Below are 16,950 nucleotides of genomic sequence, written 5' to 3'. Positions count from 1 at the left end.
AAAATAAAAAGGCTTCTATGTTAATTTGTGAAAATATATCAAAATCATTTAAGAAAGATTTTTGGAATAAAGATTTTTTAGCATTACAAGATGTAACTTTTGAACTGAATGCTGGACGAATCGTTGGTTTTCTTGGTGCTAATGGTGCAGGAAAAACAACTCTAATCAAAATTATTCTTGGATTCATTAAGCCGAACACTGGTTCGGTTAAAATTTTGAATATTGATTGGACTGAAGATGAGGTAAGAAAGTTAATTGGTTATATGCCAGAGCGACCATACTATTATCAGAATTTAACAGGTTATGAGTTCTTAACCTATTGTGGAGAACTACAAGAAATTGAGAACGAAGAGATTGAGAAAAATATTGAAAAATGGGCGACTAAGTTAGAGATTAAATTCGCTTTAGACAGGAAGATTAAAGGCTATTCTAAAGGGATGTTACAACGACTAGGTTTTGTCTCAGTACTTTTACATAATCCAAGACTTATTATATTAGATGAGCCACTTTCAGGCTTAGATCCAATCGGACGTAAAGAATTTAAAGACGTTATTAAAGAGGTTAATGAAGAGGGTGTTGGTGTATTCTTTTCTTCACATATTGTGAATGATGTCGAAGAAGTTTGCCACGATGTTGTTGTTCTAGAGAGTGGTAAGATCATTTATAACGGGACGATTAAAGAATTAGTATCACAAAATACAAGTAATAAATTTATCATTAAGTACAATGATGGAGATAAGGATCATGAATTAGTGGTAGATGAAGATCTGAAAGATCAAAAAATCTTAGAATTAATTGAAGCTGGATCAAATGTTTTAAAACTAAATAGAGAAAGCTCGTCGTTAGAAGAAATAGTGTATCGGTTAAACAAATGAAGAATATATTAACAATCGCAAAGTTTACATTTAAAGATATTGTTAAGAGTAGAGTGCTCTATCTTACTTTTTGGATTGCTCTTTTTATCTTAACTTTAAGTTATATAACTTCAGAATTCTCTTATGGAAACGTTTTAAGAATTTCAATAGACTTTGGTTTAGGGGGAGCTTCATTGGCAGCAAATATTCTTGCAATTTTTGTTGGTGTAAATGTTTTGTCAGATGAAATTGAATCGCGAACTATATATATAACCTTGTCTCGACCTATTTCGAGAGTTAAGTTTTTACTTGGTAAAATCTTAGGAGTCTCGTCAATTCTTGTTTTAAGCTCATTTGTAATATTTGGAACTTCGTTAATAGTTTACTTATTACGTGGTGGTGCTCTTGATGGAGTTATAATTAATTCACTATTCCTAGGAATATTAGAGTCAATTTTACTTTTCTTGATTGTGCTTTTCTTTAGTTTAATAACTTCACGTGCACTAAGTGTTATCAATACTGTCGTTATTTATTTTGTTGGACATGCAATAACTCATATTTCAAGTTTATCTTTTGTAAAGGATAGAGAAGGACTTGAACTAATACTGCGAATATATAAAGCAGTACTCCCAGATTTAAACTTATTAAATTATAAGCCATTCGTATTTAATTCAAATCTTGTGTCAAATCAAAATATCATGAATAGTTATTTATATGGGCTTGCTTATATTTTAGTGCTTTCTTTTATAAATGCATACGTATTCAAAAATAAAGAGCTTAGCTAATGATATTACTATTTAAAATATATGCGTTTATCTTTGGAGCAATGATAGGAAGTTTTCTAAATGTTCTCATTTTGAGACTACCTACTAATGAAAAGTTTTTTATCGATCGCTCACGTTGTCCAAAATGTGGCTTTCAACTTAAGTGGTTTCACAATATTCCAATTTTAAGCTTCATTGGCTTAAGAGGGAAGTGTGCTAACTGTAAGACGAATATTAGTTTTCAATATCCAGTTATCGAGTTACTTACGGCAACTATATCGTTATTTCTATTTGGAGGCGAAATAAGTCTTCATGGATTAACTTCTTATTTATTCTTTTTTACTGTTGCTTGTTGCCTCCTTGTTCATTTTGTCATTGATGTACGTCACCAAATATTACCAGATGTAATTAATGTATATTTGGGAATAATCTTTTTTATCCATGTCGTATTTTTTTATCATTGGAAGCACTGGGTTCTAGGTGGATTAATTGGATTTTTAGTACCTTACTTAATTACTTACCTATTTTATAAAATTAAAGGTGTCATCGGCCTGGGTGGAGGTGATATAAAGCTGTTTGGTGTTCTCGGAATTTATCTTGGTCCATTAGGAATTATTCATAATATGCTCTTTTCATGTATTCTAGGAAGTTTGCTAATGATGCCTTTATTACTTTTCAAAGTTATTAAAAGAGACCAGGCAATAGCATTTGGGCCATTTATTATTATTGTGGCCGTTATTCAAATCTACTTTCCAAGTACCTTTGAAATGATGCTGGGCGCATTGTTGTTTTAAATAACTTCTTGAAATGACTGGACTGTGCAGAGTATAATAAAATAATACTTTGATAGGTCACGGATGAAGAAGAATATTGATATACAGGATGTTATATTTAAAATTAGGGAAGCTTTAGGTTTAGTTCCTAAAGAACTTATTGGTGTTGACATTGGTCAAAGCTCAGTAAAAGTCTCTAAAATAGTTACCAAGAATGATACTTATAAATTAGTTAAGTATGCATCTGTTCCACTTCCGGAAGCTGCAATCATAGAAGATGAAATTCAAGATGAAGAAGCTCTAAAAGAAGCTTTAAAAGAAGCTTTTAAAGAAGCGAAAGTCACAGAGCCCTATATTTGCCTTGGTCTATCTGGGCCTAATACAGTAATTAAAAAATTACAATTGGCCGGTGGAGATGATGAAGAACTTGAAGATCAAGTAATTTGGGAAGCAGAGCAATACCTCCCATTTCCGGTTGAGGACTGTAATATCGATTGGTATGTCATCGGTGAAAACATGGGTGGTGGTCTTGATGTTATTGTTTGTGCGGTAAAGAAAGATGTCCTTGAATCATTCAAAACAATAATTGAATCCTTAGGTAAGATCGTAAAAGTCGTTGATTTGTGCTCTATTTCGATTACTAATATCTACGAGCTAGCTTCTGAAGAGGATTTATCATCAGATATTGATGATGAGTCAGAAGATGAAATATTTGAAAATACTTCAAGTACAGATATAAATAAAATTCTAATTCCATCGACATTGCTAATTGATATTGGTTCTCAGGCAACTGTTTTTATCGTCCTTAAAAAAGGTATTCCAGTCTTTGTTAAAGAAATCATTATTGGTGGCGCGAGTATTACAGAAGAGATTCAGAGACAATTAGGGGTAACATTTCAAGAAGCGGAAGACTTAAAGAAGATGTCATCTGGTGAAGGTGTTCCTGATGATGTGTTAATGATTATTAATGAGATTAATGGAACTCTTGTTAACGAACTAAAAAAAGCTCATGACTTTTATATTAATGCAACTTCTGATGATTCTTTAAAGAATATTACAGTAACTGGCGGTTCAGTGCGATTACCTAATTTACTTGAGGAAATCCGATCATCTTTTGGTGTTGATGTTAATGTATTGAATCCATTTAATGAAATCGAATTTAATGAAAATGATTTCGATGATGATGAATTAAATGATATGGCCCACGAAGGTGTTGTTTCATTTGGATTGGCCCTTAGGGAGTTTCCAAAATGATAGAAATAAACTTATTAGAAAAAAAGAAACCTTTAGAGCTACCAGTAATTCTTGGTGTTGATTTTAATAAGGTAAATAAGAAATCGCTTCTTATTGGTTATGCTGTTTATTACGGACTTACATCTGTTCTAATTCCAGGTTTTAAAAATAAAAATCAAGATGTACGTGATGAGATTGTTCAGCAAAAGGCAGTCTTTAACAGACTAAAAAAAGAAGTTGATTCATTTGGTTCTTTAACTGAAGTTATGGATGCTTTTACAAAAAGAATTGAAGAGTTAAAAAGTAGAGAAGCACTTGTAGCGCAAGTTATGTCTAATAAATCTAACCCATATAAAGTACTAAGAGGACTTTCGGGATCATTGAATGATGATATTTGGTTTAACTCTCTAACAATTGACGACAAAAAAGTTATCAAGATTGATGGGGAATCAATATCTTTTTCATCGGTCGGGGACTTTATTAACAACGTTAAAGAACTTGAGTATTTCATACCAAGAAATGGCTACTCTTCTGAAACATTTGGTATGAAAGAACTTAAAGAAACTTCAGATCAGCTTTACGGTGAAAGTGTTACATTACAAAGTTTTTCAATTGAAGGGAAAATCCAATCATATGGAGATCTTGAGTAATGCTATCTCTAATTAATAAGCTATATTTAATCTTAATCGTTTGGGGCGCATTCCAGGCTTATGAAGCGTACAACGAAGTTGAAATTGAAAGAGCAAGTCTTCAAGAAGAAGTTAATATTGTAAACGGTAGAATTAGTAAGAAGAAAAAAGAATTAAAAAAACTTAAGGATTACGAAAGAGACGTTGAGCAAAAGAAAGAAGAGATTGAAATAGTTGCTCAAAAACTTGAAGAGACACAAAGACGTCTACCTAAAGATATTAGTGATAATGAAAGTATTAACTTAATCAAAAAGCTCGGGGAAAGCTTAAAGATCAAAGATGTACAAATTAATCCAAGCGGACAAGAAGAAAATGGATTCTATATTACGAAATATTATACATTTTCAGGGAAAGGGACATATCTACAATTCTTACTTTTACTAGAAAACATTTCTAAACAAGAAAGAATTTTAAATGTTAGAGATATTAATTTAAGTAAAATTACAAAAACAAATAAGTCTCGTTACGAAATAATTAATCTATACGCTACGATTGAGAGTTATATTTATAATCAAAACCATAGAGAAAAGCGTGGTATTGAAGAAATTGAGCAGAAACTTAAACAAGAACAATCTAAAAAACCTGCGAGAAAGAAAAGAACTAGGAATAAGAATTGAAAAATCAGAGCAAATTAATATTAGCATGCTTATTTTGTTTCTTAGCAATAGGACAAGCGCCTGTTGAACTAGGTTCCGGAAGAAATATTAGAGACCCGTTTAAAGTTAAATATAAGAAAAAAATGGGAAACAAAAAAGCGAGAAGAGAAAAGTTTACTGGTTTCTCTAATAAGCTTACGACAGATCATCTTCGTATTGATCGATTAAGAGTTACAGGTATCTTTTTAGGTAAAGATCCACGAGCGATTATAAAACAAGTTGAAGAAGAAGGATTATCTCAAGCTGTAATCATAAAAGAAGGTATGAAAATCGGCCCAGATCAAGTTGAGGTTAAAGCAATTCTACCTGGTGGGGTAGTATTAGTTGAGAAAATTATTAATGTATACGATGAAGAAGAGTACTTGGAAACAATACTTCCTTTATCAGAGTAGTTCATAATACTTTTATAAAATTCAATTTATGATATCATAAAAATATAATAATTTTACTTAGGAAGAGTAAAAATGAAAAAAATAGTTATTGCAGTATCAATTCTATACTCATTTCTTGCACTATCAGCAAATTTAACAAAAATTGATTTTCAACAGAAAGACGATTTAAGTTATTTGAATTTCAATTTTGATAAGAACGATTTCAAAATTAAAAAGTTCCAAGTCGTTAAAGACAAACAAGTCATTATTGATATTGAAAATACAGTATCCACTCAAAGAGTTCTTAGAGCTTTTGATACTTCTGAATTTTCAGGTTCGGTAGTATTTGTTTCTGCTTTTAAGGCTCCAGGGAAGTCTCAAGATATTAGAGTCGTCGTACAATTAAGAGATAATGTTCGCTCTAAACTTCAAACTTCAGGAAACCTTGCAAGTATCATATTTGAAAATCGTTACGGTGCATTTGCTAGTTCTAAAGAGGAAGAAGGTGCTTTAACAACAGCTGAAGAAAAGAAGAGTCAAAGACTTCTAAAGCCAAAATCTAAAAGCATGGAAGATATCTTAGAAAACTTAACTCTTTCAGGGCAAAAAAAGTATGTTGGTAATAAGATTTCCTTGAATGTTAAGGATATGAAGATCAATGACATTCTTGATCTTATTGCGGATGCCTCAGGTTTCAACGTTATTATGACAAATGATGTTGCTGAGTTAAAACCATTATCACTTAACTTAGTAAATGTTCCATGGGACCAGGCACTCGATACAGTTTTATCTATTAATAAGTTAGTAGCAGAAAAAAATGGTGCAATTCTAACGATTAAGACGCTTGCTCAAGCAACAGAAGAGAAAAGAAAAGAAAGAGAAGCTACGCAAATCAAAGAAGTAGCAGAACCTCTCGTAACTAAAGTTCTTCCTATCTCTTATTCTAAAGCTAAAGACTTAACGACTCTTTTAAAGGACTATGTTACTCCTGCAAGAGGTTCTTTAATTGCTGATGAAAGAACTAATAATTTAATCATTAATGATACTCTTGAGACGACAGAAAAAATTGCAAAGATCGTTGATATTCTAGATCGTCAAACTCCACAGGTTCTTATTGAATCAAAAATTGTTGAAGTTAACGAAGGTTATCAAAAACAAATTGGTCTGCAGAATGGACTCAATTTTGGATATGACCCAATTGGACAAATACCAACTTCTACAGATTTAACAGGTTCGGCCAGTTCGACTAGTATTTCTGGTCCAGGGCTAAGCTTTTCAAGTGCTCCAACAACTGGTGAGAACACAAGGAACTTACTTGGTGTTACAATCTCAAGATTTGGACGCTTATTTGATTTAAATTTTCAGTTACAACTTTTAGAAAGTGAATCAAAAGGTAAGATCATTGCTTCTCCTCGAGTTGTAACTAAACATAACGTAAAAGCAGAAATTATTTCGACAGACACAACTTCTTTTGAAGAAAGAGAAGGGACTGGTGAAGATATTACAATTACATTCAAAGAGACAACTGCCGAGCTAAGTTTGGCCGTTACTCCTCAGGTTGCTAATGATGGGGCAATTGATTTAATTGTCGAACTATCTAAAGAGCAATTTGGTACTGCTCCAGCAGCGGGAGCTCCACCTGATAAAACTAAAAGACAGGTAAAGACAAATGTACTTGTTGAAAATGGATCAACAATTGTTCTAGGTGGACTTTATAGTTATTCTAAAATTGAATCACATTCTGGTGTTCCTTATTTAAAGGATGTACCTATTGTCGGTTGGCTATTTAGAACTCCGTATAATCCACAGGTAAGTAAAACAGAACTTGTTATTTTCATTACACCGAGAGTTATTAATCAAGAACGTGCAGGTTTAACAAGTAGCTTGTAGATGAAAAATTACAATAATCTAATCACAAAATATAAAAGTCAATTGGAGAAAGACCCTCGATCGAAGGTCTTTGCTCCTTTGGCCGAAATATACAGAAAAGTTGGAATGAATGATGAAGCATTAGCTTTACTTAAAAGAGGACTAATTCATCATCCTAACTTCTCTGCTGCTATTATTGTTTATGGCCAGCTATTATTAGAGAGGGAAGAGATTGAAGAAGCTTACACTGTATTAAAGCCACAACTTTCTATTAATGGCGATAATATTAAGTTTCTTAAACTTTTTGCTCATTCTTGTTTTAAACAGAATTTGATCCTTGAGGCCCTAAATACATATAAAAGAGTTCTTTTTATTTCACCTAAGGATAATGAAGCAACTGAGTTTATTGTAAAATATGATAATTTTGACAGTATTGAAAATGAAGATCTAACTCAAAAAACTTTTGATATATCGAATTTAGATGATGAAATAGAAAGTTGGAGTACCTTAAGTTTAGTTCCACAAGTTAAAGAAGAGCCAGTCGTTGAAGATAAACCTAAGAGTGAACCAGGACAAATCTTTAGCCATACTCTAGTTGACCTTTATCTAAAACAAGGCGCAAAACAAAAGGCGATAGAAGTTCTTAACAGTGCGCTAGCTGAAAATCCTGAAGATCAACGTATCCAAGATAGACTACTTGAGCTTGAGGGACAAGACGAGATCAGTGAGAGTAAGGGCCGTGAAGACTTAATGGCCGCTTTTGAATCGACAGCTAAGAAATTAGAGCAAAAACCAAAAGTAGAACTGGAAAAACTGACAATGGCCTTTGAGCTATTCGAATCATACTTAAAGAAAAGAAGCAGCGAAGTTTTAAATGGATAAATTCTTAGTCATTAATGGTCCTAATTTAAATTTATTAGGAAAAAGAGAACCATCTATCTATGGCACACTTGATCTTGATGCCATTGAAAAGTACACCAATGAAAAACTCGGGCAGTTCGGGCATAAAGTTGATGTTGAATGGTTCCAATCTAATGGTGAGCAAGAGATCATTGAAAAAATACATGCTGCGTCAGAAAGTGATATTAAAGCGCTGATTATCAACCCAGCAGCTTTCTCTCATACTAGTATTGCTATTTTAGACGCCTTGCGGGTGATGAAATGCCCAGTAATTGAAGTACATCTTTCAAACACAAACCTAAGAGAGGAGTTTAGAAAGAATAAAATTACTGCAAAATCTTCAACAGCTGTGATAGAAGGTTTAAAAGAAAAAGGTTACTTCCTAGCAATATTATCGCAATTAATTTAAAGGGTTTTTATGGAAATATCGACAAACGACTTTAGGAAAGGTTTAAAACTAGAAATCGATGGCAAACCATATGTTTGTATTAAATGTGACTTCACTAACCCAGGTAAAGGTTCAGCTTTTTATAAGTTAAGAATCAAAAACCTAGAAACAGGTGCAGTTATTGAAAGAACTTTCAAGTCTGGTGTAGCAACTGGTGCTCTTAAGCCAGATCTAGAAGAAAAAGAAGTAGAGTATTTATACAATGATCCTGATGGATTTAACTTCATGGACCAATCGTCTTTTGAAACAATTCACGTTGCAACTGAATACATTGATGATGCTGCTAACTACCTACAAGAAGGTATTAAAGTAGGACTATTATATTATAAAGGTAAACCAATTTCGATTGAACTTCCTAACTTTGTTGAGTTATCAGTAACTGAAACAGACCCAGGTCTTAAGGGTGATACAGCTCAAGGTGGATTAAAGAAGGCAATTATGGAAACAGGTCTTCAAGTAAACGTTCCACTATTTATCAAAGAAGGGGAAATCTTAAAAATTGATACAAGAACTGGTGATTACGTCGAGCGTGTAAACAAATAATTTCTTAAATATAAAGGCCCTTTTAAAGGGCCTTTTTCTTATCTCTAATCCATGTCTTTCTGTGGTAAAAAGTACGCTTAACATTAATTAAAATAATTATTTGATATAATAATTTTAGATAGTTAGTTGTATTTATATACCAGAGGAAATGTGTCAAATAACACAACCGAAATGACAAAATATGAATTTGAAAAAGTAATGAGTAACACTCAAGAGCTTATTATTTTTTTAGAATCAAATCGTATTGATAATGAAGAGCAATCTTCAATTGATGTTTTTTATCTAGACTCACTCTCAAAAATTTTATTTTTTCACTCCACTGGAAAAGTTCAAAAATTATTTTTAGAAATTAGTAGCCTCACTACTTACTTGATAAAAAGAAAAAAAATTAATCGCTTAAATGAATTAACAAAAATATTCACACACTTTGATATTACATATTCAAATGATTTATTATCGTACATTAAATTAATAAGTGGCCAAGAGTTAAAGGAAGATATCTCTAATATCATCACAACAATTACTGCTGTTAAAAACCCTGAAATATATTTTCAAATATCGGCCATTAGAAAAAGGTTAGTGAATGATATTAACTTAATAGATCCTTTGATGTTTATTGAATCCCTATTCAAGATCATTCCTCTATTTTTTGAGTCTGAAGAATTTCAAGATGTTTTATACAACTATGTTAAACGTTCAGACGATAATGATTTGATTAGAGCGATTAATCATTATTTGAAAGATTATACAGGTATAGAAGAACATACTAAGAATACGAAAGAGCACGTATTTAACAGGGATTATGTTGAGGCGTTGTATCTACCTCCAAATAGGAAAGATGAGTTGCTATCGTTAGTAGAATTAAGAGAAAAACTAATTGATGGCTGTGAGTCTAAAACTGAATATGTAAATACTCTATTTGAAATGGCTGCAGCTTATAAGCGACTTGGAAATAATGAACGAGCTTTCTTTATGGCAGTTATTGTTAATCGTTTAAGTCCAGGCTATAGGAATGTTGAGGTAATGTTAAAGAGATGAGATTTGTAAATAAATTTCTGATTATATTTACTCTTGTCTTTGGACTTCTCACGGTAGGAGCCTGGCGTTTTATACAGTCAAAATATGTATCAACATTACTAACAGAGTATATTAATAAAAATGTAATCATTGATTCAAATATGTCTCTTTCTTTCACTAGAGTTTCGGGTGGATTTTTCCCTCCTCGAACTATTTTAGAGGATGTTAATTTCAAAGTAAGAGATGAACTTGAAGTACAGGTAAAGGATGTTTCAGCAGCATTTTCTCTTTTAAGTCTTTTCTCATCAAATATAAGATTTAACTCTGTTGAATTTAGTGATGGTTATGTTGTTCTAGAGAAATTAGAAAAGAGTGAAGATGATAATTCTCAAGTAAGTATTTTTAATACTCTTTCCAATGTTACTAACCAATTACCTTTTAAAATTAACAAGATTGAAATTAAAAACTCTGATTTTTATATTGCTGAAAATAAATTAAATATACCGATCAAGTACCTAGCACTTAGTCCATTTGAGTATAGTTATGACATCCTTCTTGATATTGAAAATGTTAAGTGGGAAGGTGCTGTAGTCGATAATCTTTATCTTGACGCTGAAATTGTTGAAAACAATATTCGTGTCAGAAATGGATATATATTCATTAAAGATTCTAAAATTAGCGGATCAGGAAAATATGAATTTAGCAGTAAGAAAGTTCATTCCGATATCGATTACAAAATAAACTTTGATAGTTTTGAGGACATAAAAAGAAAATACAATATAAATATTGATGGCGTAATAGAAGGGAAATCGACTATCACAGGTGCTGTTGATAAGAAGGATATATACGTTAGTGGTTTTACTAATGGTAGTAATATACATTCTGATTATGTAAATCTTGATTCTTTTAAAACGAAACACTCTTTTCATAATAACAAGTTAACGATTAGAAATTTCACTGGTGAAGTGAATAGTGGAAAAGTTAAAGTAGCTGATGAATTAGTGTTAAATTTTAATTCTGACAAAGTTATTGATAATGATGTCGTTGTTGAAACAACTAATCTTCATCTCAATGATATTTTATATTTTCTAGGCGAGGATTTTGTCCTTTTAAAGGGCCGAGCTAATGGAAAGGTTTTATTGAGAATGAATAATTCTGGTGAAGTCTTAGTCGATACCTTTAAGAATAGTCCTATCTCAATCACTAACTTAGCTTTAAGACCAAGTAGTGATAACATTATAAATTTTTCTAACATTAGCCTAGAGAACTTAAATATAGTAGCAGGACGTGATTTTAATATAAGTGTTAATGCTAAAACTAATAATTCATTGTTAAATGGGAAAGGTTCAGTAATAGGTAATCTTGTTGACTTTGATATTAAAGCAAAGAACTTCTCGATATCAGATCTTGGTGGTGAAATTGCTGGGGTTGCAAAAGGACATGGCGACTTTGATATTTCTATAAAGGGAACTGATAATGTTGTAATTGATGTGAACTCATCAGATGTTGAGTATGTTGATGTTTTTGGTTTCTTGCTTGAGAAGAAATCCAAAGCAAATCTTAAGTATTCAATTAACGAAAATATCATTTATGTTGATAGTTTAAATAATACAACAAATGGACAGTCTAATATTTATGGTGTCGTAAATTTAGAAAAAGAAAATGTCGATTTAAATATTAAAATGAAGAGTGTTGACCTAAGTCTTCTACATAGAAATATTAAACCTATATGGGAAGATGTTAAGGTATATACCACACCACTTGAAGGTGTTTTTAATGCTGATGTAAATCTATCTGGAAATTTTTCAAATTTAGTAACTAAGTTGAAAATAGATTCAGATAAAGTAAGTGCTTATAAAGAGCCTATTGACAATATATCTTTAGAACTAATTGTCTCGAATAGGGAAGTCGAAGTAAAAAATGCAATAATAAAGAAGAATCGTTCAAGTGCATCCGCTGACTTTGTTTACAATTTCAAAAATGGATTCGAAAAAATTTCATTTATTACGACTCCAATTAAATTAAGTGATTTATATCGATATCGTGATCTTGGCCTTGGGTATAATGGTTATTTCTCTGCAAGTATTGATGCAAAAAGAAATGGTGTTTTAAAAGGAAAAGGTAACGCATATTTAACGGAAACCAAGATCGGAAACCAAGAAATTGGAGCTTCTGAGTTAGAATTTGAATTCATTGATAAGATCATTAATTTTAATACTAATATTCTTAATCAAGGAATACATATTGATGGTGAGCTAGATTTTAGTAAATCACAACCTAAAGTTATTTTGAATTATGCAGTTGATATGCCTGATATTAAACCATCTCTTGCATTTATTTCTGAGCACAATTCTTTTAACAACGAGCTTAATGGTTTTGTACAAATGAGCGGTCAACTGTCTTATGACTTCAATCCTGATAAACCCGTCAGTTCTATCATGAATTTAACTCAGTTTCATATAAGTAATTATGGAAGATCCTTAACTTTAAGAAGGCCAACTTCAATAGAGATAGAACAATCTGAAATTAAACAATTAGGTCTCTCTCTCAGTGGATCCGGAGGATACTATCAATTGTCAGGAAGTGGTAATGTTGATACTAACTTTCAATTAGTTCAAGAGTTAGATATTAATCTAAGTTATCTAACATTACTTACTAGTGAGATTGAAAGGATTTTAGGATCAATCAAAGGAAAGGGGATTATTGTTGGTAATCGAAAAAAATATGACCTATCACATTCTCTTAGCACTTCTAATTTTGGATTAAAGCTTAAAAGTGTTCCGTTAGAAATATCAAATGCTAATGGAGTTGGTGCATACCGTGATCAAAAAATCCTAATAAATAATTTAAGTGGCGAAATTGGTTCAGGAGATTTTAATCTTTCTGGTTACATTAAAGCTAATTTTCCGTTTCCTGAAGTATATATAACTTCAAATTATACAAATGTAGGTTATCAAGTTGAATCTCGATCTATCGTTAATACAGATGGAAACTTAACTCTGAGTGGAAGAGGTTTTCCTTATTTAATTAAAGGAAGTGTATTTGTTAATGGTGGACTTATTGAAAACGAATTTAATGATTTTAAATCTTCCTCTGAATTCAATAAAAGTTTAAGTAAGTATATCACTCAAAATCAAAGAGGAATTCCAGATCTTATTAATCTCGATATTGATTTAAGTGTAAAGGAAACTGTCCGTTTAAGAAACCGCTTAGCTGATTTACTAATTGCGGGAGACTTACATATTGATGGCCAGTTCACAAACCCGGCTATGCAAGGTCAACTTATCATTGTTCCAGGTCTTAGTAAGTTTAAATTTAGAGGAAATGATTTTATTCTTTCTGAAGGAGTTGTGTACTTTACTAAAGAAGAGAATATGGATCCAATTACATTAAACCTTTTAGCGAATTCAACAATTGGTCAGTATGACATTGAAATGGGAATAACTGGTTCAGTAGATGATATCTCTATTAATCTAGAATCAACCCCTTCACTTTCAAGAGATAATATCTTCTCATTATTAACTTTAGGTGTAACTTCAGACTTCTCACAGAACTTAGAAGATAGTCAAAGAACAAACTTAACAACAATTGGGATTGGAACCTTTTTAGTTGATCAACTTAATATCAACGAAGGTTTAGATGCTGCACTCGGGTTGAAATTGAGTGTATTACCTGAATTTACTGAAAGTTCGGATAGTCCTATTGAAGAAGCTACAAAATCTGAGCAATCAGTTAAAACTGCTACTAAACTACAGATAACGAAAAAAGTGAATGACAATATTAATTTAAAGTTTTCCAATACTTTTGATAGTGAAAGTAATAAGCAATCAATTAATGTTGATTACAGCATAAGTGACAAACTTTCGATTGAAGGTATTTTTGAAAGTGAAGATGATACAAACAATAAAGAAGGGACAGATGGCTCTGTAGGAGCCGATATAAAATACAAATGGTCATTCTAAGATTGATAGCCACATTCTTTCTTCTAATCACTCCAGTTTTTGGAGCCGAATCAATTAATATCAAAAATGTTGATATTGATTGTACTGGACGTGAGGAGTGTTTATATATTATCGAAAGCTTCAAAAAGTATGAAGGCAAAGATTTAACTCGTGAGGAGTTAAATAGAGTGATTCAATTTGAACTAGCAAAGCCATACTATAAAACATTCTTTTATGAAGTTAAAAAAGGGCGACTTAATATTGTTGTAGAGACTAAGCCTCGAATTTTATCAGTATATGTTAAGGGAACAGACTCTGTTCTTAATCGTCGTATAAAAAATGATTTTAATTTGAAAGAGGGTGACTATTATGATGAGACAACTGCACAAGAGGGACTTAAGGCAATCGGTAAGGAATACTTTAAACAAGGTTCTAAAGTAGGCACCATTACTAAAGAGTTAAATCAAGAAGGGGTGAAGCTTACTTTAAATCTTTTGAAGAATGAAATTAGAAGATTAGAAGAAATTAGGCTTAATGGTTTATTTGGCGTGAAGCTTAAAGAGTCAGAAAAGTTCTGGCATCGTATAAGAGGTACTTCTCTAGATTTTACTAATTATAAAAAAATGCTGCAGGAGTATCGTACCCTGCTTATTAGGGATGGCTTTTGGTTATCGCGTGTAAAAGAAGAACTTAAAGTTTTGAACAATGGGAATTATGAGTTAATTTTTAATATCGAACTTGGTTCTAGATTTGGTGTTAATTTTCATAATAATTACCGACTCAATCATAATGATCTACTTTCTCATGTTAAGAAGTATATACAAAACAATAAGGGAAGATTTGATGATATTTCTCTCAATCGACATATTGTAAATTTCTATCGTGAAAATGGTTACTATTATGCAAAGTCTAAACTTACGGAAGCGAAGGGATTTGATTTAAATGGAAATAATATTTTAAATCTATACTTCACGATTAATGAAGGTCGAAAGGTTACAGTTTCACAAGTAAACTTTAACGGAAATCACTATAAAGACAATAAACGACTAAGAAATATTTATTATAAAACAGACTCTGACTTACTCAAAGCAGACTATCTTCATGAAAGAGGACTAGAAAATGCTTCTGAAAAAATAAAAGAGTTATACGTTAAAGATGGATATATTTTTGTAAATATAGAAAAACCTAAAGTTGACTTTATAGATGGTGGCGATGCTGCAGTAGTATCTTTTTCAATCTCGGAAGGTGCACAGTATATTTTAAGTAAGATAAATATCGAGGGCATTGAGGATGAAGAGGCTAAATATTTTATAGAAGATGTTTTAAAAAATAAAATAGGTAAGCCATTCAACGTTGTACATATAGATGAAGATTTGAAAAATGCGCTAATCTCTCTAAAGACAAGAGGTTATTATTTTAGTTCTTATAGTGAAAAGCGACCTAAGAAAATTGTAAATGTTAACTCAGCAACTAATGAAATTGAACTTAATCTCAAGTTTGGCCTAGGTGTAAAAACTTACTTAGGGAATGTCATTGTAACAGGTAATTCAGCAACTAAGGACGTCGTAATTAGACGAGAGCTTCCTCTTGTTCGTGGTGATCTCGTTACACCAAAGGCGATGAATGATTTTATTGCACGATTAAGAGAGTTAGGCTTATTTTCGAACGTAAATATCTCTTCATTTGTTGGAGAGGAAATTTCTCCTACTGAAAAGTATTTGAACTTTGTTATCAAAGTTACTGAAAAGGATTTTGGGCTTGCTGAAATTGCCCCAGGTTTTCGTACTGATCTTGGTCTAAAGTTTTCTTCAACTATTTCGTATAACAACTTTAATGGAATGAACCGTTCTTTTATCTTCAAGGCGCAGACTAACTGGAGAACTGACTTTTCATATCTTGATGACCGTAGAAAACAGGATTCTAGAAAGCTTTTAGAAGGGCTAGTACAGTTTCAATATGTAGAGCCTTATTTATTTTACGATCTATTTAATTCGAAGGTAACTTTTAAGGCCACTGCACGATATGAAAGGAAAAGATATTCTGACTTTGACGCTGATATTATTAGTTTTTCACCTCAACTTATAAAGACATTCTCTGATGTCTTATCGATGAGTCTTACATATGAATTTGATAATATCAGGCAATTTGATGCAACGGATGCTATTGATGAAGATAAGTATATTATTGGTGCAATTAGACCTGAGCTGACTTTAGATTTTAGAGACAATAAAACACTTCCAAAGAAGGGCTCATGGTTTAACTTTTCTTGGGAATTTGCTAATCCTTATTTAGGTTCTCAAGAAAGTGAAGATTTAACGATTGATTACCATAAGGCAGTTGTTAGAAATTTTAACTATATACCTATGGGTGATATTACTTTAGCGACTTCAATAGCACTTGGATATGAACATAACTTTTCTAGTGACATCGTTAAAGATAGTAGCGGTAATGTAATTATTGATTCAGATGGAAAACCAATGACTACAGGCTATATTCCTCCATTAAAGGTATTTCGTTTAATTGGACGTGATTATTTGCGTGGGTATAGCGATCTAGAGAGTGGAAGACTTAATGACGGTAGTTATATTAATGACACAACAGTTAGAGGTGAGGCATATTTTGTAAACTTCAGACTGGAGCCAAGATATTATATTGGTGACTATTCTGCTATTGCTGTATTTTTTGATGCAGGGCGAGTATTTGTTGATAAAATTGATAATTTTGACTTACTGAAATCTGTTGGTATGAGCTTCAAGTTTTTTACACCAATTGGCTCTCTAGATTTTGACTACGGAGTGAAATTAGATCGCATCGGGGGCGACTCTTTTGGCCGTTTTCACATCACAATTGGCCAATTCTAATAAAAAACGTATTTTCAGTGCCTTATGGCCG

At 31.9% G+C, this 16,950-nt stretch carries 14 protein-coding genes; all 14 read left to right on the top strand.

Annotated features, from left to right (window positions below):
- Positions 1-17: 17 nt before the first annotated feature.
- The 14 genes from C0Z22_RS11235 (at position 18) to C0Z22_RS11170 (ending at position 16,919) form a co-directional block, all read left to right on the top strand.
- Positions 18-875, top strand: coding sequence for an ABC transporter ATP-binding protein (locus C0Z22_RS11235; protein WP_158246906.1), 858 nt, complete (start codon positions 18-20; stop codon positions 873-875).
- Positions 872-1,639 carry an ABC transporter permease gene (locus C0Z22_RS11230; RefSeq protein WP_103218468.1) on the top strand — a complete coding sequence of 256 codons (768 nt, stop codon included), beginning with the start codon at positions 872-874 and terminating at the stop codon, positions 1,637-1,639. Before C0Z22_RS11235 ends, C0Z22_RS11230 begins: the two co-directional genes overlap by 4 nt.
- Positions 1,639-2,412 (top strand): A24 family peptidase, encoded by a 774-nt coding sequence (locus tag C0Z22_RS11225; protein ID WP_103218467.1) that lies wholly within the window; start codon positions 1,639-1,641, stop codon positions 2,410-2,412. The genes C0Z22_RS11230 and C0Z22_RS11225 overlap by 1 nt, the downstream gene beginning before the upstream one ends.
- 63 nt (positions 2,413-2,475) lie before the next feature.
- The gene (pilM, locus tag C0Z22_RS11220; protein ID WP_103218466.1) at positions 2,476-3,645 is read left to right on the top strand and encodes a type IV pilus assembly protein PilM; all 1,170 of its coding nucleotides are present in this window, start codon (positions 2,476-2,478) and stop codon (positions 3,643-3,645) included.
- Positions 3,642-4,274 (top strand): PilN domain-containing protein, encoded by a 633-nt coding sequence (locus C0Z22_RS11215; RefSeq protein WP_103218465.1) that lies wholly within the window; start codon positions 3,642-3,644, stop codon positions 4,272-4,274. Before pilM ends, C0Z22_RS11215 begins: the two co-directional genes overlap by 4 nt.
- Positions 4,274-4,930, top strand: coding sequence for a type 4a pilus biogenesis protein PilO (gene pilO / locus C0Z22_RS11210; RefSeq protein ID WP_103218464.1), 657 nt, complete (start codon positions 4,274-4,276; stop codon positions 4,928-4,930). Before C0Z22_RS11215 ends, pilO begins: the two co-directional genes overlap by 1 nt.
- A gap of 122 nt (positions 4,931-5,052) precedes the next feature.
- Positions 5,053-5,361: a hypothetical protein gene (locus tag C0Z22_RS11205; protein ID WP_146037875.1), complete on the top strand. Its 309-nt coding sequence runs from the start codon at positions 5,053-5,055 to the stop codon at positions 5,359-5,361.
- 72 nt (positions 5,362-5,433) lie between these two features.
- Positions 5,434-7,230, top strand: coding sequence for a type IV pilus secretin PilQ (gene pilQ / locus C0Z22_RS11200; RefSeq protein ID WP_103218462.1), 1,797 nt, complete (start codon positions 5,434-5,436; stop codon positions 7,228-7,230).
- Positions 7,231-8,091, top strand: a complete 861-nt coding sequence (locus C0Z22_RS11195; protein ID WP_103218461.1) for a tetratricopeptide repeat protein — start codon at positions 7,231-7,233, stop codon at positions 8,089-8,091. It abuts the gene before it with no gap.
- Positions 8,084-8,518 (top strand): type II 3-dehydroquinate dehydratase, encoded by a 435-nt coding sequence (locus C0Z22_RS11190; protein ID WP_103218460.1) that lies wholly within the window; start codon positions 8,084-8,086, stop codon positions 8,516-8,518. Before C0Z22_RS11195 ends, C0Z22_RS11190 begins: the two co-directional genes overlap by 8 nt.
- A gap of 9 nt (positions 8,519-8,527) precedes the next feature.
- Positions 8,528-9,100, top strand: coding sequence for an elongation factor P (gene efp / locus C0Z22_RS11185; RefSeq protein WP_103218459.1), 573 nt, complete (start codon positions 8,528-8,530; stop codon positions 9,098-9,100).
- A gap of 150 nt (positions 9,101-9,250) precedes the next feature.
- Entirely contained in the window at positions 9,251-10,138 is an 888-nt protein-coding gene (locus C0Z22_RS11180) for a hypothetical protein (protein ID WP_146037874.1), read from the top strand.
- Positions 10,135-14,079, top strand: coding sequence for a translocation/assembly module TamB domain-containing protein (locus tag C0Z22_RS11175; protein WP_103218457.1), 3,945 nt, complete (start codon positions 10,135-10,137; stop codon positions 14,077-14,079). Before C0Z22_RS11180 ends, C0Z22_RS11175 begins: the two co-directional genes overlap by 4 nt.
- Positions 14,067-16,919 carry an outer membrane protein assembly factor gene (locus C0Z22_RS11170; protein WP_103218456.1) on the top strand — a complete coding sequence of 951 codons (2,853 nt, stop codon included), beginning with the start codon at positions 14,067-14,069 and terminating at the stop codon, positions 16,917-16,919. The genes C0Z22_RS11175 and C0Z22_RS11170 overlap by 13 nt, the downstream gene beginning before the upstream one ends.
- Positions 16,920-16,950 lie beyond the last annotated feature (31 nt).

It is taken from the genome of Halobacteriovorax sp. DA5 (assembly GCF_002903145.1).
Classification (GTDB): Bacteria; Bdellovibrionota; Bacteriovoracia; order Bacteriovoracales; family Bacteriovoracaceae; genus Halobacteriovorax_A.
The sequence above is the reverse complement of the archived record's forward strand: the minus strand, read 5'-3'. Positions and strand labels throughout refer to the sequence as shown.

What these genes read in the sequence shown, in the direction of transcription:
- C0Z22_RS11235 (WP_158246906.1), top strand. Translation starts at nt 18, where the DNA reads ATGTTAATTTGTGAAAATATATCAAAATCATTTAAGAAAGATTTTTGG.
- C0Z22_RS11230 (WP_103218468.1), top strand. Translation starts at nt 872, where the DNA reads ATGAAGAATATATTAACAATCGCAAAGTTTACATTTAAAGATATTGTT.
- C0Z22_RS11225 (WP_103218467.1), top strand. Translation starts at nt 1,639, where the DNA reads ATGATATTACTATTTAAAATATATGCGTTTATCTTTGGAGCAATGATA.
- pilM (WP_103218466.1), top strand. Translation starts at nt 2,476, where the DNA reads ATGAAGAAGAATATTGATATACAGGATGTTATATTTAAAATTAGGGAA.
- C0Z22_RS11215 (WP_103218465.1), top strand. Translation starts at nt 3,642, where the DNA reads ATGATAGAAATAAACTTATTAGAAAAAAAGAAACCTTTAGAGCTACCA.
- pilO (WP_103218464.1), top strand. Translation starts at nt 4,274, where the DNA reads ATGCTATCTCTAATTAATAAGCTATATTTAATCTTAATCGTTTGGGGC.
- C0Z22_RS11205 (WP_146037875.1), top strand. Translation starts at nt 5,053, where the DNA reads ATGGGAAACAAAAAAGCGAGAAGAGAAAAGTTTACTGGTTTCTCTAAT.
- pilQ (WP_103218462.1), top strand. Translation starts at nt 5,434, where the DNA reads ATGAAAAAAATAGTTATTGCAGTATCAATTCTATACTCATTTCTTGCA.
- C0Z22_RS11195 (WP_103218461.1), top strand. Translation starts at nt 7,231, where the DNA reads ATGAAAAATTACAATAATCTAATCACAAAATATAAAAGTCAATTGGAG.
- C0Z22_RS11190 (WP_103218460.1), top strand. Translation starts at nt 8,084, where the DNA reads ATGGATAAATTCTTAGTCATTAATGGTCCTAATTTAAATTTATTAGGA.
- efp (WP_103218459.1), top strand. Translation starts at nt 8,528, where the DNA reads ATGGAAATATCGACAAACGACTTTAGGAAAGGTTTAAAACTAGAAATC.
- C0Z22_RS11175 (WP_103218457.1), top strand. Translation starts at nt 10,135, where the DNA reads ATGAGATTTGTAAATAAATTTCTGATTATATTTACTCTTGTCTTTGGA.
- C0Z22_RS11170 (WP_103218456.1), top strand. Translation starts at nt 14,067, where the DNA reads ATGGTCATTCTAAGATTGATAGCCACATTCTTTCTTCTAATCACTCCA.